Source organism: Aestuariivivens insulae, from assembly GCF_022662195.1.
In the GTDB taxonomy this organism is placed as follows: domain Bacteria; phylum Bacteroidota; class Bacteroidia; order Flavobacteriales; family Flavobacteriaceae; genus Aestuariivivens; species Aestuariivivens insulae.
On the sequence record NZ_JAKMCS010000007.1, the window covers coordinates 1 to 18831 of the forward strand.

The window sequence follows — 18831 nt, forward strand, 5'->3', positions numbered from 1 at the left end:
ATCCATGAGAAAAAAATTAAAAAAGAATCACTAATTTTAACACTCAAATGAAACGATTTTTGGCACTTTATTTACACTGCTCACTTTCATCCGGCACGGGTGGTTCACTTTAACCGAATTTTCCACCCGGAACATCGTATTTGGGTTTAACCATTTAGGTTACCAAACCATTGAACAATATGGTGACCATGGGTTTTATTGCTTTGACGATTTAGGTGCGGAACCCACGGGAAGGCACTTTGGCAAGGACTGCAATGTGATGGGTGAAATCTTGTTGTCACGACATGAACTCTTTACTAAAACTTCCATGTTGAATTTTAAAATATCCAAAACGGTAAGGACCCATGCCACAACCAATCTCAATGCCCAGGAACTGGAAGATCGCTATGGGAATAGAGTCCGATCTCGAATGCGAGAACTGTTTAATTTGGTGGCTTTTGATAAGGGGAGAAAGGATAAGCGAGAATAAGTATAAGTGAGAATAAGTTACTATTCCTTATAGGCCTCTAAGAAAGCTGATGGTTTTTTATAAAATAGGATATGTATTGGGGGATTAGGGATCCTAAATAATAAGGTAAGTTCATTAAGATGTATGGCACCCCATTTGGGGTTTTCGTTTCTTGTATAGAAAACTCCCCTGCATATATTCTTATTGCATATGGATGATTGGTGCGTTCAATAAATTGGTGCAAGGATTTTAAGGAACCTGAACTTCCAGATTTAATTTCAATTGGGATTACTTTACCTTCAATACTATAGACCAAATCGACTTCAGATGATGCTTGTTTCTTTTCCCTGACCCAGAAATTTGGTAGTTTAGAGGTATTGACCTGTATGGAAATCAGTTCTTGAGTGATAATATGGGGTATGATAGCGCCTTTGTAGGTTTGGCTCAAATCTTCCATAACCAACATATCGGCACTAATCCCTAAAATATGGTTAAGGATACCAGTGTCTAAAAATTGCAACCTCGGCGATTTTTTTAAATCCGGAATAATGGGGACTTCCGTGGCCGTAGTTGGATATATAAGCTGAATAACCTTAGCTTGATGTAAATTTCGCATAGCTTCACCTACTTCCCTTGATCTATAATTGGAGTTGCCGAAATTTTGAAACTTAATCCGTTCGTCTATAGAGAAAGCGGCAGTTGACATAATATGCTTGATCACATTTTTCTCTGTAGTATTGGTTGCATATTTTTCTGAATCATTGATATATGAACTCCAAATACTTTCATATATGGACGATAGATCTGCTACACTCTGGTATTTTATAAATTGGTCAACAACCTCTGGCATACCTCCAATGATGGCATAGTCATTAAACAACGATAGCAACGTTTTATGGGCAACTGGTCTTATGGGAATGTTCTTAAGTTCATTCAGGCCTGTACGGTGCCCGATGGCTTCCAGATATTCCTTGAAATTAAAGGGATACAGGTACAAAAACTCGACCCTTCCCACGGGGAAACTTTTAACATCCTTAAGGCTAAACTCAAGCAATGAACCTGCTGCTATAACATGAAGGTCTGGAATGTCTTCGAAGAAATAACGTAATAACTGTATGGCTTTTGGCTGTTCTTGAATCTCATCTATAAATAATAGAGTATCTCCAATATCCTTTGAAATAATATTATTTGAAATCAATAAGGATTCAATAATGGTATTTACATTATCTGTTAGCTCGAAATACTGGTTGTCTGTTTTTTTTTCTAAATTTAGATAGATATGGTGTTTGTAAGTTTTTGCAAAATCATTGACCAAAGTGGTTTTACCTACCTGTCTTGCACCTCTTAAAATTAAAGGTTTTCTATTAGGATTGCTTTTCCATTTGTGTAACTGTTCTATGAGGTGTCTTTTTAGTGCCAAAATTATATTTGTTATAAAGTAAGGGTAAATATATAAAATATGTAACAAAGTAAACGCAATTTTCAGATTATTTTGTAACAAAGTAAATGCAGTTATTGGAGTATTTTGTAACAAAGTAAGTGTTGATTAGTAAAATAGATTTAAAAGCGACTTTATATCTAATAATGCAGATAATTATTTACCAAGATTCAGAGCTAAGACAATTTTTTTGGACTTTCAATTTCAATAAAAAGTGAACAATTTTTAAGAGGAAAACTCCAAAACTGACGTTTTTGAGTTAAGAGCGATTCACATTTTACAATTTCATTAACAACTCTTTTTCGAATGCTCATAAAACGCCCCTTAAATTAATAACAAATGATATCCTTTTAATACAAAACATATTTTATTAACAGATGTTTGGTAATCAGTGTTTTGAATGGTTTGTTGCAATAGTTTTATGATATCAAAATTCACAAACCTTTAAATCTTTTTGATATGAAAAAAGTAAAGTGCCTAACTGCTTCATTATTTTTAATTGTTAATCCCTTGTTTGCCCAGATAGGGGGTATTGAAGATTCAGTTAATGATATCTCCGATACCATCCGGGCCATTTTCCCCATTATTCTTGGTGTTATCTTTTTAGTTGGTTTCCTTTTTAATGCTGGACACTTCTTTGGAGAGAATGCCGACCTGAAAAAGGGTATCACCCGTGTCCTGGTTTTTGTCCTTATAGCTGGGGCTGTTGTGGGCATCTTTACCTATCTCATTAGTATCGTAGTTTAGGTCATGAAACAGTTTGAGGTCTATAGGAACATTCGTAAACGTGCCTTGATCATGGGACTTCCGGTGTCGTCATTCGCGCTTATGATGACATCGGTCATCGGTTCCTTGCTGTTCATTATATTTTCCTTCAGCCTGAAAGTAATCATTTCGGTTTTTGCAATCAACGGCAAACTTTACATCGCATTGACCCATTTGGCCAAGCATCCAACATTGCTGCACTTTAAGCGGGTATTTCCAAAAGCCATTTCAAATAAAAAAACCAGTTTCCTTGATTATGATGACCATTAACCTATCTGATAGCCATCCTATATTGGACATCCAGGACAATATTGTGTTTGCCAATAATGGTAATGTGGTGTTATGTTACCAGGTTCAATTACCTGAAATCTACTCCTTGTCGGAATCCGATTTTGAAGAACTGCATGGCAGTTGGTTTCAGGCCCTTAAATCCTTGCCAGTAGGTACCATCATCCATAAACAGGATATTTACCAAAAAAGGCACTATTCGGCAGAAACCTTACCAAAGACGACCTTTCTGCAACAGGCGACCTATAATTATTTTAAGGACCGGGATTGTTTGCAGCACCAAAGCTATTTGTTTTTCATTTTGCCGTTAAACAGAAACCTTAACGTTTCCAAGTATGTCAATCCTTTCAAACAGGTTGGCAAAACTATTCATAAAACATTGGATCACAAGGTTCAAGAGTTTATAGCTGCTGTGAACGATACCGTGTCATTTATCAATAATGGCAGTAAAATAACCTTAACCAATTTAATGGAAAGGGATATCCTCCAGCTTACCAATGCCTATTTTAATGGGTTTAATGAAGGATTTGATACCGACATACAATTGGAACCTACAAAAAAGGGTAAAAGGAAATCGGTTATGGTGGGAGACCATCATTTTGATGTGTTGGCCATTAATAGTGAACTATGTTTTGGGGATATAGTACAGAGCAGTAAGACCAATGACAAGTTCACTTCGGATGATTTTGTGTTCCACCAAGGCTTTATCGATGGGCTTGGCCTAAACCTTAACGAGAACCATATTTTGAACCATATCATTTATATGGACGATAAACAAAAATGGCGCAAACTACTGGATAAAAAGCTTGAGGAACTTAACAAGAGCTCCAATTTCGGGACACAGAATAAAGTGGTCCTTAAAAAAATACAACAAATTGTCGATCGGATCAATGAAGATGATACTTCACGTATTATCCGTGGCCATTTGAATGTCATCTTTTGGAACCAGGATTCCCAAGTGTTAAACAGAATAGCTTCCAAAATAAAAACCGAGTTTAAGGAACTCGATATGCTCCCATATTACCCGAAAGGAGAGGAACGCAAGCATTATTTCCTGAACAGCCATCCTTGCTTTGCTTCTAACTTTTCCAATGGTGATCTTTATGTCACCGACCTGAAACATGCCCTTTGTCTATACATCAACAATACCAATTACCGGTCCGATACCACCGGTGTCATCTTTAATGATCGCCAGTTTAATACCCCAGTTTTAAAAGATGTTTGGGACGAGAGAAAAAAAAGGATCAAAGCAAGGAACTTTGCCATTTTCGCCCCAACGGGAGAGGGCAAGTCCTTTCTGGCCAACAATATTTTAAGACAGTATTTTGAAGACCATGTTCGGCTGGTGATTATTGATCTCGGTGGCTCTTACGCCAAGTTTGCCAAGCTCTATCCCAATGACCATATCATATTGCGTTACGAGCAGGGCAAAAATTTGGGCATCAACCCATTTTATATTAGCAACGATGCTGACCTGACCCCGGAATGCCTTGAGGATCTTGCCATTTTTCTATTGGAACTGTTAGCCTTAAGGTCAAGTACCAAGGCCCATGAGGTGGCCATAAAAAAGGTACTGTTGTACTATTACAATAGCATCCGAAAGTCTCATTCCTTAGCTTCCCTCTATCAGTTTGTGGATGCCAAAAAGGATACGCTAATCCAAGAATTGAACGTACAGGAAGAACACTTTAGCGTTTATAATTTTTTGCACATTCTTTCCGAATATGTGGAGGATGGCCTGTACAGCTTTCTCTTTAATGTCAGTGGGGACCTAACTTATAAAATCGAGGACAAGCGCCTGATCGTTTTTGAACTTGATGAAGTTAAGGACAATAAGGAAATCCTTTCGGTAATGCTCAAGCTTATCAAATCCGCTATCCAGCGTACCATTTGGCGTAACCGCTCCGAAAGGGGCATCATTCTGTTTGATGAGTTCGCCAAACAACTCAAGTTCGATAATGTCCTGGAAAGCGTGGAATTCTATTATCAGGCCATTAGGAAGCAGAATGGGGCTATTGGCATCATTCTGCAATCCATTAACCAATTGCCCAGTAATGCTACATCAGCAAGTATTCTGGAGAATACACAGGTTATTTATAGCCTTCGTAATGAAAAAGGCTATGACGAACTGCAAAAGCGCCTTAACCTGTCAAGCCATGACCTGAACCAGTTAAGGTCTATCCGTAATAACCTGACCGGATCCCGTAAGTACACCGAAATGTTTATCAAGATCGGGAAGGAGAGCAACATCTTTCGGTTGGAAGTCCCTCCCGAGGCCTATGCGGCCTATCTAACCGATGGCACTGAAAACGAGGCCATCATGGCCATTTATGAAAGGACGGGCAATATGGAACAAGCAATAAAGACCTTTCTAAAGAGATCATAATCAGAATAATTAATAACCCTTAAAACTTTTTTGTAATGAAACACAGATTAAACATTAAAACATTGGTATTGGTATTAGCCTTTACCATTTCATTGCCAGGCCTTGCTAAGGCCCAGGGGATGCCGGTGTATGACAATACCAATTTTATCAGCTTGGCCAAGCAGTTGATAGAATCCGCCAAGCAGACTTCACAGCTATTAAAGACCGTAGAATTCTTGAAACAACAAAAGGAAAATCTGGAGAAGGTCAACAATGTCATTAAGCAGCTCAAGGCGGTCAAGGAACTCACCAAAAACCATCAACGTCTGTACAGTACTGTGCAAAACGATTTACGGGAGATACTCAACTCTCCTTATATCAAAGCTGATGAAGTGGGGCGTATATCAGAGACCTTTAGTGATATTATAGACAACTCATTGGAAAGCCTTAATTATATTGAACAGATACTCTCCAGTAATAGCCTTAAAATGGGAGATGCCGAACGGGCAGCCATTCTAAAGGAAAAGGAACAACAGTCCAATGAGATGGTGGCCGAGATCGAGGCCAAGGTACGTCGCTACCATGAGATCATTGCATTTAGGAAAATGCAGGATGCCGTAAACCATCGTGAAACCAATTATTAGTAGCAATGATGTTTTTAGGGATCGGTCTTGAATATATCGATACGGTGTTTACCGTTATCAAAAACAGTGACTTTTCACAGTATACCATTACGGGAATGAAAACGTTGGCTATCATGTTCTTTTTAGTGAACATCCTGAAAAAATACAATGAAGGGATTGCCTCGACTGATGGGCATACCTGGGGACTGACCCCGACGGAACTGGCCAAGAATTTCTTGATCGTCCTATTGGTGATTTTTTCCACACAGGTACTGGATGTGTTTGATGGCATACTGGTAGCCATTGAAGACCGCTACCGGGATACGGCTCCGGCACTCCTTCCATTACAGATGCAGGATATAGACATCGAACAGGATGTGGGTGCCCTGGAAGCCGCCAAAAAAGCAATGGCCATGTTATATGAGGCCTTGGTTACCCCATTGTATGGTCTTAAGCTTATCAGCTTTATCATTGGCATATTCCTGTGGCTTCTGGACCTATTTATCTATCCGCTTTTTTTGGCCGAACGTTTTTTCTTGTTGGGCATCATGCAGGCCTTCTTTCCCTTAGTGATCAGTCTGGCCGTTTTTGAAAAATTCCGCTCCCTTGCCTATAGTTTTTTTAAGCTCTATGCTGGGGTCTATATGCTGGTGCCAGCTTTTTTTCTGGTAAACGTATTTGTCAACAATCTTTATACGGAAGTAAACGATAACTTCTGGAATGAACTCTTTGGAACGGATTGGGGCAGTCAGTTTTTTGCTCCACTTATTCAATTGGCCTCCATAGGCTTTATAGTATTGCTAAAGTTCAAGTTGTATCGAAAGGCTATTTCCTTTACCCTCAAATTGTTTGCCGGTAGTTAATCCCAAAATAAGCTTATATGAAAACACCCTATCAAAATATTTATAAAGTTTTAAGACTCAACCGTTTCATTGTACTGGCAATGGTGATTGGAGCAGTTGTCACCTGTATTGTTTCCCTTATCATGGTGATTAAGCTCCATAAAGAAACCGTAAATAGTGCTTTTGTTGTTAACGGCGAGGGGCAGGTAATACCCTTAAAACTGGTCACCCAAAGGGAAAGCTTGGAAGTCGAGGCCTTGGCACACCTGGAACTCTTCCATACTTATTTTTACCATATCGATGCAAGCAACTATGAAAAGCATTTACAGAAAGCCCTATGGCTAGGTAATAGTACCGTCGATGCACTGTACCGCCAAAAGAAAGCAGATGGGGTCTATAATCGGTTGTTGCAGTATTCCCTGGTGCAAAAGGTGATCAGTATCGATTCCAAAGTCGATCTACAAAAGGAACCTTACCATTTTGAAACCACAACGGTATTTGAGATCAACCGTGGATCTGTTATTGACAGATATGAACTGAAAACTTCGGGAGCACTGATCCATGTGGATCGGCATTTTCCGATTAATACCCATGGACTGTTGATTACCAATTTTTTTGAAAACACTTTAAAACGTATAGAACATGAAACTGGAAAAGAATAAAATTGTTTTTATAGCTGTTATAGCTTGTGTAGTTCTGTTTATTGGCGCTTATGCCTCGCTTATGTTGGGAGAGGAAGAAGCCCCGGTAATAGATGGCAACCAAATTCCCGTACCGAAATTGGATGAGCATAGTCAAAAAAACTTTAAGTCCAAGTTGGAGGCATTGGATGCCTTAAAGGACGTACGTCAGACCAATGCCCCGAGTATATATGATGAACGTTTATTGGACTCCACAGGGATTTATGATAAAGACTTATTGAAGAAAGAAAAGCAACGAATAGTAGATAGCCTTTACAATGATATCCGCTTTATCAATGCCATAGATGATGACCCTGTGCGACAGGATCCTAAAACAAATGAAAGGCTACCTAATACTAGGGAAAATCAAGAGATTAAGTTTGAACCTGAAACCACGGTGACAGCGCCATACATTCCAGCCCAGGAATTGGCCCTGGAACATCAACTTTTTTTTGCCTCCGATCCCCAATCCAATCCTATATTGAACGGTCAAAGAACGGATAGTACCATTTATGTTCGGGTGGATGGTACCCAAACCGTAAAAAAGGATTTCCGACTTGGAATGCGATTGGCCAAACCTGCCCATATTAATGGAGTACTATATCCTAAGAACACTTTTGTTTATGGCTTTGTGAGTTTCAAACCGAACAGGACCATCATTTCTATACATAACATTGACCACAACCAGGTCAAGCTTAAAGCTTTTGACCTGCAGGATGGAAATGAAGGTGTTTATGTAGAAAATACCTTTAGGGCAGATGCAACACGTGAGGTCTTTGGTGATGTGGTGGATGATGTTAACATTGCAGGGGTTCCACAGGTAACCGGTATCAAAAAACTGTTTCAGCGCAATAACCGCAACATGAAAGTGACCATTCTGGATGACTATCAATTAATTCTAAAGCCTCTTTAAATCACCTTTAAATATATACTATGAAAACATTAATAACTTTTCTGTTACTTGTTTTAGTACAGACAACTTTTGCTCAAAAAACATTGGATACACTCTATGCCAATGAACATAAAAATGTAGCCTTGTTTTTCCCAAAACCCATTAGACAAGGGATTACAGGAAATACCAATTTTGTATTTACCTATAACCGGGAAAAGGAGCAACATTTTGGATTATTGAAGGCCACACCCGGAAAGGAAAGTAACCTGCTTGCCATTACCAATGATGGACAGATATATTCATACATTTTGAAATATGCCCATAAATTGCCTAAGCTTAATTATTTTATTGGTACACGAGCAAGTATCGGTAATGAAAGGCCAAAGCCGATCAAAGTTGTCCCTGATGCCATACCACTTAAAGATAGCATAAGTCAAATAGCACATTATCAAAAATTCTGTGCCTATCTTTTGAGATCCGATAAAGGCAACTTGGTTACTAAACGAAAGAAAGGAATTAAGCTACGGTTGGAGAAAATGGTTTACAATGGCTCTGAAGTCTATCTGGTTTTGAATGTACAAAATCAGTCGGGTATTGATTTTGAAATTGATTATTTGGATGTGTTTAAAATTAATGGTAATTCAGGGCGTAAAGCATCTTTTCAGAAGCTTTGGCAGGAGGTGCTCTATAAACACCGTAGACCTGCAGTAGTCAAGGTTGGGCAATCGAAACGTTTTGTTTATGTCTTGCCAAAATTTGTTTTAGGGGTGAATGAAAAATTGCAATTGGAGTTATGGGAGTTGAAGGGAAACAGAAAAGTAAATCTAGTCAAACATTAATACTTATAAAACTTAAATTTTTTGAGCGTCTTTTTCAAGACGCTTTTTTGTTTTCAAATCATTAGAATGAGGTTGTTTTAAAGTTTATTAATAGGTTATATTAGTATATGCAAAGTGAAATAGAATCAAAGCAAAAGTAACTTGTTTGGCTACCTGTATTGAAAAAATAAATGTAATTTTTTGAATATGAGGGGTATATGAAATTAGTGTTAGTCTGTCAATGAAGAGCAATAAGTTAATTTATATTAATAGACCACATACATCACAATAATATTTTTAAATTTGTATTAGACGGAAATCGAAGACATATTTAATTCGGTCAACAAATCGGTCAACAATTGCAAAGATTAACACCAAAAGTGTAGTTAATATAAGGGACGAGAGATTGGTTCGAATCCTGTCCCGATCACTGATAAACAAAGGGCTCACAGAGTGTGAGCCCTTTTTGTTTTCATAAAAATGCACAGTTTGTGCACACTTTCTTCATTTTTGAAAAAATCATAAAATTTAACTTATTTTAACGTTATTTTGCTACTTATTGTAGAAATTTCTGGGGCTTTGTAAGCCTAACATTTGATGTAATTTTGGATCATGCCTAAAAGTTGTGTTTATGCAAAAATTTGAGTTAGTCTAAAAAGGAAGAACTCTGTGTTCTTGACTCCCCTGAACTGACTTCTAAAAGTCTTTACTTTGGCATATTAGGTGCGAGACTGAAAAGTCCGAAAAGAAAGTTGGAATATAAGGAAACTAAATATAGTCATTTAAAAGTTGTTTAGTTGCTGGATTATTCCAATATTTCAGAAAGTTAATTGCAAGTAATCATTGATTTTAAAATAGGGCATTGATGAGTGATTATACAATGATGTCTAATTCAAAATTCAATGTTTTCAGTTTTAGTGGTTTAAAATGAAGTGAGTTGGTTTATACCAGTTTCTTAAACAAAATTAAATTCATTCAAAATAAGGAGGTTAGTTCTTTATATGCCATTTTTCAAGAAAATATATTAATGAAATGGTTACATTTGATGAACAATAAGGGGCAATTTGGAAAATGCAGCCCCATTTTCCATTCCAAAGATTTACGATGTTGATGGAGGTTTTTGTGGGCATCTGTGTATTAAATTTTCATGTAGAGGTCGAAAAGAATATAAAAATGTCATATTATACTTGCGGTAAATTAATGGCTATAGAATATGAAGAGAGAGATGCTTAGTGAGTCTTGTAAGAAATGATTGTTGCATTTTCATACAAGAGATCTAGCTCGTTTTTGCTTAATATGATTGCAACAAGGAAGAACAGCAAAGAGTAAGTACAAGTCAATGAACACAAAAAATCAAGAAGCGAATTTTCATTAACAAAATTGAAAAAAGAGTAAACAATATTCTGCTAGAGAATATTTATGAATTTGTTGAAGAAATATCGGGCTATGTATTAAGGTTTAAACCAATTTTTATATGATTACAAGAGAAGAAAATGATTTTGATAAAAATCCTTGGTTGAAATGGGCAATGGAATTACAGTTTATTTCCCAGGTAGGACTGACTTATTCTGGAGATCCATTTGACATAGATAGGTTTAAAAGAATTAGGGAGATATCTGCTGAGATGATGAGTCTTAAATCTGGTTGGAATGTAGATCGTGTTAAGGAATTATTTTGTAATGAAATAGGTTATCAAACACCAAAGTTAGATACAAGAGCGGCAATATTTAGGGGCAATAAGATTTTGTTGGTTCAAGAAAGAAACGGAAAATGGTCACTTCCAGGGGGGTGGGTTGATGTAAATCAATCAATTAGAGCCAATTTAATCAAAGAGGTGAAAGAAGAGTCTGGGTATGATGCGATTCCATTAAAACTTATAGCAGCTCTAGATAGAAAAATGCATAACCTCCCAGTATACCCCTATGGTGTTTGCAAAATTTTTGTCTTGTGCGATATAAAGGAAGGTGATTTTGTTGAAAACATAGAAACAGTTGATCGAGGGTTTTTCAAAATAAATGAATTGCCTTTGCTTTCTACCGAAAAAAACAATACCGAACAAATTGAGATGTGCTTTAATGCATATCAATCTAACGATTGGGAAGTTGTTTTTGATTGATTAAATATATTGAGGTCTTTTTTGGTTTCTATTTTAGTATGCTTTGTTTGTATTTTCTAGGTGATTTTCCCATGAAATTTTTGAAAATACGCGAAAAATATAAAGGGTCTTCAAATCCGACTTGAAAACTTATTTCTTTAATAGATAAATCAGTATAATTTAAAAGCTCACAGGCTTTTTGGATTTTTTTTAAATTAAAAAAAACTAATAGCGGGTATCCAGTTTTGTTTTTAAACTTGGTATGCAAATACGATTTTGAATAATTAAACTTGGCTGCGATATCATCAAGTGTAAATTTTTCGCTTAAATTATCCGTTAAATATCTAATTATAGAATTTACGGTAGTGTCTTCAGAGCTTTTCTTGACATTAGATTCGAAATCGTGATAAATAAAATAACTAATAAAATTTAAGCTTAATAGATTAGCGTACTCTATATGGTTTTCTAAATAGTTGCTATTGAAAAGTTCAAATATTTTTTCGAATAATTTAATTCTATCTAAGGAGAATGGGATATTTTTGTAATTGGCCAAATGGGTGCTTGAATATCTTTTATAAAGTTTGTCTGCTAATATCCCATTAATGTGAAACCAATAGATGCTCCAGGGGTCAGTGTCATCGGCTTTATATTCATGCATATTGTTTTTAGGAATAATATAAAACTGGTTGGGACTTATTACCGTCCTTACATTGTTTAAGTAAATTTCTCCTTTTCCTTTTGTACAATAAATAAAGATATGCTGTTTGGCACCTTTTTTTCTAAAACGGTAATGGTGGTGAGCTCTTGGGTAGTATCCTAAATCACTTACATAAAAATTTTGTGTAATTTCATTTGCCTTTGAGGTGTTGATTATAGATCTTGGTAAGGCAATCATTTTTTGGCCTATAAACCCTTCTTTTAAAGTGATATTATCCATTTAAGTGAGTTCTTGTTAGTATAAATATTTTAATCGTTGAGTGAGATATGGCTAAATATAGGATATTATACCATAATATCTGTCATGTACCATACTAAATTAAGAAGGACATTCAATTTTGTTGTTTTTCCGATTTTATGGGCTTTAATTTCTTGATTTATTTAAGAGCTAAAGATAATAGATTTTTAGAGTAATAAATATTCTTTTGTATCCAACTTATTTGGATTTTACCTAATAATAATGAAGTATTAAGAGCGCGGCGATGCTATATTGTTGAGTGGTTTGTGTTAAAAAGCAATATAGTCCATGTATTAGGTTTTTGTGTCTATTCTTTTAAGGCTTATGGATTATACTTTTGTAACGTTGATGTTTTGATAAACATAAAACTAAGTTAAATGTTAATTTAATAATACTTCCAGGGTGAAGGAGGAACATCAATTATGAAAAGGGAATAATCATTATTTAATCAATATTATAATCAGGGCTTGATTATATTAACTAAACTCGATAATATATTAAAATGAAAACAATTAAAGCAAAACTAGTTGTCCTTATGGGGCTATTAACCATTTTATTGGGATGTGGTGATGACGATTCAGTTAGTGTAGATTCTATACCGGAATTTCAGTCGTTAAATCAACAGGTTTCTTCTTTGCCAGGAGAGGAGTTTCTCTTTGAGGGTATCGTAACAGATCCAGCGGGTATTAAATCTGTGAATTTTAAGTATGAAGCGTGGTTTCTAGATAAAACCATAATGAAAGATTCCTTACCTGAAACATATACAATTTCGTATAAGTTTAAGGTGCCAGACGATGCTACAGAATTTAGTGTTCACACCATACCAGTTACCATTACCAATGCCGGTAATGTGTCATCAACAAAAGAGGTGGTGGTAACTTTAGATAAAGATATTGCTGCACCTTCAATTAATATAAATTCTCCTGTTAACGGGGCGACCATACTAATTGGTGATGGAGATGAAATTAATTTAGATATTGATTTAGCTGATAGAGAACTAGCTGAATTAAAAATTGAAAGTAGTATCTTGAATGAAACCCTTGCTATTTCAGGAGCTTCTTATAATTATAGTAATTCAATTAATGTAACTGATGAGGGAGATTATGAGTTTATAATTACGGCTACTGATGCTACTGGAAACGAGGCTACTGCAAGTGTATCTGTAAGCGTTGTAAGTGATTTGCAGTTTAATGCTATGTATTTAACCGATGAGACTAGTGATACTGCACTAAATCAAGATATTTTCGGAATCCCATTTAGTACAGTAGCCAGTGAATTGTCTGGTGAAGATGGATACGTGTTTACTGGGCGTTATTATTCCGCTGCTGCTAACTCAGAGGTTAGATTCGTTCCTCAGCAAGGGTCTTTTAAGCCCTTTACGTTTGGAGCAGATCCCAGCAATCCAGGGAAGTTGTTGTTGGGTCAAGATGAAACAGTAGCTCCTATTATTATGCCTGGAGTAGGTTATTATGAGGTGGCCATGGATATTAGAGATCTTTCTTACACTGTAACCCCTTATACTCCAACAGATACCCCATACGATCAGGTTTATATCCTAGGAAGAGGAATTTATATTGATGCTGTAACATCTACATGTACGAATAATAATGATGGAAGTACACAATGTTGGCATTTCAACTCAGGAAAACCGTTTGCCCTAAGTACTTACAATCTATATTTGTGGACTATTGACGTGACCCTAAAGGATCAACCCAATGATGCTGGGGCCAATGGTTTTATTCTAAATGCAAACCCTTCTGGATGGGCGCCGTTTTGGAGAGTGGATGTTGCTGGAGGAGATCCTTCTCGAACTATTCCTGGAGGGGGTAATAATTATGTGTTTGATGACAGTGCTCTAAATAAAGATTACACATTCATATTTGATACACATCTTAATAGAATAATAGCAAAACTGAGGTAAGGTAATATTGTCTCCTTTGATATATTAATCAATAACAACTAATATATAAACAATAAATTAAATGAAACAAATAGCTTTAATTACATTCAGTATGTTGTGCTTCAGTTTTTCAATTATGGCTCAGAATACTGTTAAAGGAACAATTACGGACGAACAGGGGCAACCAGTGCCAGGTGTTAATGTCCTTGAGAAAAATACAGCTAATGGGTTTGTGTCTGATTTTGATGGAAATTATACCATTTCTGTTGGAGATAATGCTATCTTGGTTTTTAGCTACCTAGGCTTTAAAACACATGAAGAGCCTGTAAACAACAGAAATACTATAAATGTAACTTTAATTGAAGATAGCGAACAATTAGATGAAGTTGTGGTTATAGGTTATGGAGCTGTTAAAAGAGATAAAATTGCCACCTCCATAGCTTCTGTGGGGGCTGAGGAAATTTCCAAACAAGTGGCAAGTAATGCTGCGGAGGCTTTGCAAGGTAAAGCTGCTGGTGTGCAAGTATTATCATCTGGTGGTTCTCCAGGGGCATCGCCTCGTATTTTAGTACGTGGTATTACAACATTCAATTCAACTACCCAGCCTCTTATAGTTATTGATGGAGTTTTGCAGCCAAATGGAACATCATTAAATGCTGTAAACCCTCAAGATATTGAAAGTATGGATATTTTAAAGGATGCGGCAGCATCTGCTATTTACGGGTCTAGAGCTTCCAATGGTGTTGTGTTGATTACTACAAAAAGAGGTAAGTCGGGCAATACTACTATTAATTTTGATTTTAACTATGGAGTTCAAGGATGGGATAAGGTAGAAACAGCAGGTGCTCAAGAATATATTGAAGTGTGGAACGCTAGAAGACTTGCTGATTTAGACATAAATCCAAATCCAGTGTTACTCGATCCAAATGATTATGGAGCGGGTACAGATTGGTGGGATGAAGTTGTAGAAAACTACGCGCCAGTTGTAAATGCTAATCTAAGAGCATCTGGAGGAAATGAAAATATTAAGTATAATGCTAGTGTTAGTTTCTTTGATCAGCAATCTAATTATGCTAAAGGGTATTATAAAAGAGTTACAGGGCGTTTTAATGTAGATTTTAAAATATCAGATAAAATTACTTTAAAACAGGATTTGAGCCCAAGAGCTGAAATATGGGAGAACACACCTAATCTGTTGTATAATGCGCTAAGGATAGATCCATTGACCCCTGTTTTTATACCTCAAAGTGAACGAGAAGGACGTAATATTTACAGTATATATGCTGAATCTAGGAATTTGGTGCCAAACCCAGTTGGGGCAATAGCAAGACAGTTTGCGGATAATACGTTCTTTGGGTTGTTTTCTAACACGCAATTAGATATTAAAATAACACCAGATTTCACTTTCACATCGCAATTAGGGCTTAACGTTGACGCATTGACTTGGGAGACGTTTAATCCGAAATATTTTATAGGACCCAATCGTCAAAACGAAATTAATAATTACACCAAAAATGTTACCCAGAGTTTTGATTATGTAATTAATAACACTATTACTTTTGAAAAAACCATACTCGATAAGCACTACTTAAATGTGCTTGGAGGTGTGCTGTATGACTCAACAAATCAAAATTGGTTACAAGGTTATCGTGATGGGCTTCCAAGTGATACCAATGAAAATCTATGGCAATTGGCAGCAGCTAATGGAGAAACGGTAAGAGCAAATGGTAACAAGAGTACAGCTAACATTTGGTCGGGGGTGTTTAGAACTATTTATAGTTTTGATAACAAATATACACTAAATGCATCAGTAAGGGTAGACCAGTCTTCTCGTTTTCCTAAAGATGGAAGAACTGGTATCTTTTCTAGTGCATCCTTGGCTTGGGATGTAGATTCTGAAGATTGGTTTAAAAGTGAAACTATTAATAACTTACGATTGAAAGTGGGAGTTGGAGAGGTTGGAAACCAAAATATTGCAGTTGACGGGCAGTTTTTTTCAATAGGATCTGATAGTTATGTTTTAGGTGGTCAGAGAGTGCTATCAAACTTCTTAAGCCAATTTGGAAATGAAGATTTAAGATGGGAAACCGTTAGGGATAAGAATTTTGGGGTAGACTTGGGATTATTTAATGATGACTTGACACTTTCTGCAGAGTACTATATTAAAACTTCAGAAGACTTATTGTTTAATGTAGAATTGCCTAATTACACGGGTGTTCCAGGTACTGTAACGCAAAACGTGGGTAGTTTCGAGTCTAAAGGTATTGATATTGCCATAGGTTATAATAAAACTTGGAACGACTTCAATTTAGGGTTAAACTTAACAGTTTCAACAAATGAGAGCAAGGTAGTAGAATTAGCTCCTGGAAATGAACAGCTTATAGGTTTAAGAAGAGAGATTTTGGGAAATCAATATGCTAAAATAACAGAGTTAGGACAAGTGGTAGGTTTATTCCAAGGATTTCAAACAGACGGTATTTTTCAAAATCAAACTGAGTTAAATTCCCATACCTCTGAAGATGGAACAATCATTCAGCCTGATGCACGAGTAGGTGATTTACGATATGTAGATCAAAATGGTGACGGGGATTTAACTATTGATGATTATGTTACTCTTGGAAATCCATACCCAGATTTTTTTGGAGGTTTAAATGTTAACATGAGTTACAAAAAATTAGATTTTTCTATGCAGTGGTATGGTACCTTTGGTAACGATGTGTATAACGCTAATTTAGAATATATTCGTGCGGGTACACAAAACTTAAATGTTCTTGCGGGAACCACTAATGTGGTATGGTCTCCAGATAAAACAGGAGCAAGGTTTCCAAGACTCACTGAACAGGATTTAAATGGGAACTACAAAAATCCATCAGATTTATTTATAGAAGATGGTTCTTATCTAAGGTTGAGAAACGTTCAACTTGGATACAATTTTGACATCAAAGGGTTTCAAAAATGCAGGCTGTACGTTTCTGGACAGAACATAATAACCATTACTGATTACAGTGGATTTGATCCTGAAGTGCAATCTGGTAATGTTATAGATGGGTCTGGAGTTGATTTTGGAAGAAACCCTGTAGCCAAGACATATATATTAGGACTAAATTTAACTTTATAAGATTATGAAAAAGATTGTTTTATTAATAACTGTTATTGCAACTTTGTCTATTTCAAGTTGCGATAAAGAAGATTTTTTAGACCAACCTTTGCAAGGTAGGTTGACATTGGAAGATTTCTTTGCAGATTCGAGCAACTCAGAGTTTGTTATCAATGGTATTTATAGAAAAGTAAATGGAGAAAGCTGGTGGCAAGTTAACTTTCAGCGCCAGATTAATGAGATGGCATCCGATGACAACTGGGCAGGTAACACAGCACAACCAAGACCGGATATTACAGGAATTGCACAATATAACGTTTTTCCGGGATCTACTTATTTCAATTCCTTTTGGGAAAGCCATTATATTGGTATTACCAGAGCTAATTTGGCATTAGATCAGATTCCAATTTCTGATATTAATGAAGATAAAAAAACCCAGTTTATAGGAGAAGCTAGATTTTTACGTGCATTTTTCTATTTTGATTTAGTGAGAAATTTTGGAGGTGTTCCTATAGTTTCCTCTTATCAGGAAATTTTAGACCCTTCTATAAATGATAAAAAGCGTGCTTCTGTTGAAGAAGTATATGCTTTTATAGAAGAAGATTTGAAAGAAGCTGTCAATAATTTGCCAAGAAAAAGTGAGTATGCATCTGCAGATTTAGGAAGGGCGACCAAAGGAGCGGCGCAATCATTATTGGCCAAAGTGTATTTGTACCAAGAAAAATGGGGGCAGGCGCAATCTATGGCTAAAACGGTTATGGATTCAGGAGAATACAGTTTGGAGTCTGATTTTGCAGATCTTTATAAAGTAGGTAATGCACATGGTGTTGAATCTATATTTGCTATAGAATTTATAAATAACCCAACTTTTAGTGAGGTTGGAGCTCAATACCCTATTACTAACGGTAGTCGTGGTGATCGTGGCTGGGGATGGGGCTCACCTACCAGTGATTTAGAAAATGCATTTTTAAGCGAAGGTGATAATATTAGATTAAGATCAACAATTATAAAGCATGGAGAACCTGTTTTTGACGATCCGGCAGTAACAGAATTTGATGGTAAACCAACTGAGAATAAATCGGGGCGTACTAATAGAAAATATTATACACCAGTTGGTGAGAGGCCAGAACCTTATTCAAGAGGTCAGATACCAGGGCAGTATATACATATTAGATTAGCTGACGTTATTTTATTCCATGCAGAAGCCGCTTTTTTTAACGGTGATGAAACTGCTGCAAAGAACTCTTTAAAGGAGGTAAGAGACAGGGTTAACTTGACAACCAATATGTCATTAACTGGAACAGCTTTGAGAGATGCTATATGGAAAGAAAGACGTTTGGAAATGGCACTAGAGCAGCATAGGCTTTACGATATAAGAAGGCAAAAAATAAATGGTGTTCCTAGAATTGTATCGATTTTAGGTCCTAATGGTTCATTTGTAAAATACAATACTCAAGTAAGTACAGATCCTTTCGAAACTACAAACTTATTAGAACCGCAGAATAGTGGCGCCTTGTTCGATCCAGATATCCACATGGTTTGGCCTATTCCTCCAGAAGAAATACAATTATCAAGAGGTAATATAACTCAAAATCCTGGGTACTAATTTTTATAAAGTTTTTTAA

At 36.3% G+C, this 18831-nt stretch carries 14 protein-coding genes and 1 pseudogene; 13 read left to right on the forward strand and 2 right to left on the reverse strand.

Translation table 11 applies throughout. From position 1 onward, the window contains the following. Positions 1 to 127: 127 nt before the first annotated feature. Positions 128 to 469 (forward strand): annotated as a pseudogene (locus tag MR062_RS09990) (ATPase); the annotation flags it as partial. Between the two features lie 37 nt (positions 470 to 506). Here the strand turns inward: MR062_RS09990 and MR062_RS09995 are convergent. Continuing rightward, the gene (locus MR062_RS09995; RefSeq protein ID WP_242204017.1) at positions 507 to 1868 is read right to left on the reverse strand and encodes an ATP-binding protein; all 1362 of its coding nucleotides are present in this window, start codon (positions 1866 to 1868) and stop codon (positions 507 to 509) included. Positions 1869 to 2345: 477 nt separating this feature from the next. On the opposite strand from MR062_RS09995, the gene MR062_RS10000 reads away from it, so the two are divergent. From MR062_RS10000 to MR062_RS10040, 9 genes are all read left to right on the forward strand, one after another. Beyond that, positions 2346 to 2633, forward strand: coding sequence for a hypothetical protein (locus MR062_RS10000; protein ID WP_242204018.1), 288 nt, complete (start codon positions 2346 to 2348; stop codon positions 2631 to 2633). Positions 2634 to 2636: 3 nt separating this feature from the next. Next, on the forward strand, positions 2637 to 2921 hold the full coding sequence (locus tag MR062_RS10005; protein WP_242204019.1) for a hypothetical protein: 285 nt from the start codon (positions 2637 to 2639) through the stop codon (positions 2919 to 2921). Beyond that, on the forward strand, positions 2908 to 5325 hold the full coding sequence (locus MR062_RS10010; RefSeq protein ID WP_242204020.1) for a TraG family conjugative transposon ATPase: 2418 nt from the start codon (positions 2908 to 2910) through the stop codon (positions 5323 to 5325). The genes MR062_RS10005 and MR062_RS10010 overlap by 14 nt, the downstream gene beginning before the upstream one ends. A gap of 35 nt (positions 5326 to 5360) precedes the next feature. Next, entirely contained in the window at positions 5361 to 5948 is a 588-nt protein-coding gene (locus MR062_RS10015) for a type IV secretion system protein (protein ID WP_242204021.1), read from the forward strand. Between the two features lie 8 nt (positions 5949 to 5956). Further along, on the forward strand, positions 5957 to 6790 hold the full coding sequence (locus MR062_RS10020; RefSeq protein ID WP_242204227.1) for a hypothetical protein: 834 nt from the start codon (positions 5957 to 5959) through the stop codon (positions 6788 to 6790). A 17-nt stretch (positions 6791 to 6807) separates the two neighbouring features. Further along, positions 6808 to 7431, forward strand: a complete 624-nt coding sequence (locus MR062_RS10025; RefSeq protein WP_242204022.1) for a conjugal transfer protein TraK — start codon at positions 6808 to 6810, stop codon at positions 7429 to 7431. Next, entirely contained in the window at positions 7412 to 8362 is a 951-nt protein-coding gene (traM, locus tag MR062_RS10030) for a conjugative transposon protein TraM (protein ID WP_242204023.1), read from the forward strand. The genes MR062_RS10025 and traM overlap by 20 nt, the downstream gene beginning before the upstream one ends. A 20-nt stretch (positions 8363 to 8382) precedes the next feature. Then, positions 8383 to 9180 carry a DUF4138 domain-containing protein gene (locus tag MR062_RS10035; RefSeq protein ID WP_242204024.1) on the forward strand — a complete coding sequence of 266 codons (798 nt, stop codon included), beginning with the start codon at positions 8383 to 8385 and terminating at the stop codon, positions 9178 to 9180. A gap of 1453 nt (positions 9181 to 10633) precedes the next feature. Beyond that, positions 10634 to 11275 carry an NUDIX hydrolase N-terminal domain-containing protein gene (locus MR062_RS10040; RefSeq protein ID WP_242204025.1) on the forward strand — a complete coding sequence of 214 codons (642 nt, stop codon included), beginning with the start codon at positions 10634 to 10636 and terminating at the stop codon, positions 11273 to 11275. A 28-nt stretch (positions 11276 to 11303) separates the two neighbouring features. Here the strand turns inward: MR062_RS10040 and MR062_RS10045 are convergent, their stop codons facing one another. Then, positions 11304 to 12191: an AraC family transcriptional regulator gene (locus MR062_RS10045; protein ID WP_242204026.1), complete on the reverse strand. Its 888-nt coding sequence runs from the start codon at positions 12189 to 12191 to the stop codon at positions 11304 to 11306. Between the two features lie 520 nt (positions 12192 to 12711). Here MR062_RS10045 and MR062_RS10050 point away from each other — a divergent pair. From MR062_RS10050 to MR062_RS10060, 3 genes are all read left to right on the forward strand, one after another. After that, positions 12712 to 14130, forward strand: coding sequence for a DUF4625 domain-containing protein (locus MR062_RS10050; protein WP_242204027.1), 1419 nt, complete (start codon positions 12712 to 12714; stop codon positions 14128 to 14130). A 61-nt stretch (positions 14131 to 14191) separates the two neighbouring features. Further along, positions 14192 to 17227 (forward strand): SusC/RagA family TonB-linked outer membrane protein, encoded by a 3036-nt coding sequence (locus MR062_RS10055; protein WP_242204028.1) that lies wholly within the window; start codon positions 14192 to 14194, stop codon positions 17225 to 17227. 4 nt (positions 17228 to 17231) lie between these two features. Beyond that, positions 17232 to 18812 carry a RagB/SusD family nutrient uptake outer membrane protein gene (locus MR062_RS10060; protein ID WP_242204029.1) on the forward strand — a complete coding sequence of 527 codons (1581 nt, stop codon included), beginning with the start codon at positions 17232 to 17234 and terminating at the stop codon, positions 18810 to 18812. The last annotated feature ends 19 nt before the right edge of the window (positions 18813 to 18831 follow it).

Excerpts from the sequence above, each read along its gene's own strand:
- MR062_RS10000 (WP_242204018.1), top strand. The coding sequence starts at position 2,346 with ATGAAAAAAGTAAAGTGCCTAACTGCTTCATTATTTTTAATTGTTAAT.
- MR062_RS10050 (WP_242204027.1), top strand. The coding sequence starts at position 12,712 with ATGAAAACAATTAAAGCAAAACTAGTTGTCCTTATGGGGCTATTAACC.
- MR062_RS10045 (WP_242204026.1), bottom strand. The coding sequence starts at position 12,191 with ATGGATAATATCACTTTAAAAGAAGGGTTTATAGGCCAAAAAATGATT.
- MR062_RS10005 (WP_242204019.1), top strand. The coding sequence starts at position 2,637 with ATGAAACAGTTTGAGGTCTATAGGAACATTCGTAAACGTGCCTTGATC.
- MR062_RS10055 (WP_242204028.1), top strand. The coding sequence starts at position 14,192 with ATGAAACAAATAGCTTTAATTACATTCAGTATGTTGTGCTTCAGTTTT.
- MR062_RS10060 (WP_242204029.1), top strand. The coding sequence starts at position 17,232 with ATGAAAAAGATTGTTTTATTAATAACTGTTATTGCAACTTTGTCTATT.
- MR062_RS10020 (WP_242204227.1), top strand. The coding sequence starts at position 5,957 with ATGTTTTTAGGGATCGGTCTTGAATATATCGATACGGTGTTTACCGTT.
- MR062_RS10025 (WP_242204022.1), top strand. The coding sequence starts at position 6,808 with ATGAAAACACCCTATCAAAATATTTATAAAGTTTTAAGACTCAACCGT.
- MR062_RS10040 (WP_242204025.1), top strand. The coding sequence starts at position 10,634 with ATGATTACAAGAGAAGAAAATGATTTTGATAAAAATCCTTGGTTGAAA.
- traM (WP_242204023.1), top strand. The coding sequence starts at position 7,412 with ATGAAACTGGAAAAGAATAAAATTGTTTTTATAGCTGTTATAGCTTGT.
- MR062_RS10015 (WP_242204021.1), top strand. The coding sequence starts at position 5,361 with ATGAAACACAGATTAAACATTAAAACATTGGTATTGGTATTAGCCTTT.
- MR062_RS10035 (WP_242204024.1), top strand. The coding sequence starts at position 8,383 with ATGAAAACATTAATAACTTTTCTGTTACTTGTTTTAGTACAGACAACT.
- MR062_RS10010 (WP_242204020.1), top strand. The coding sequence starts at position 2,908 with ATGATGACCATTAACCTATCTGATAGCCATCCTATATTGGACATCCAG.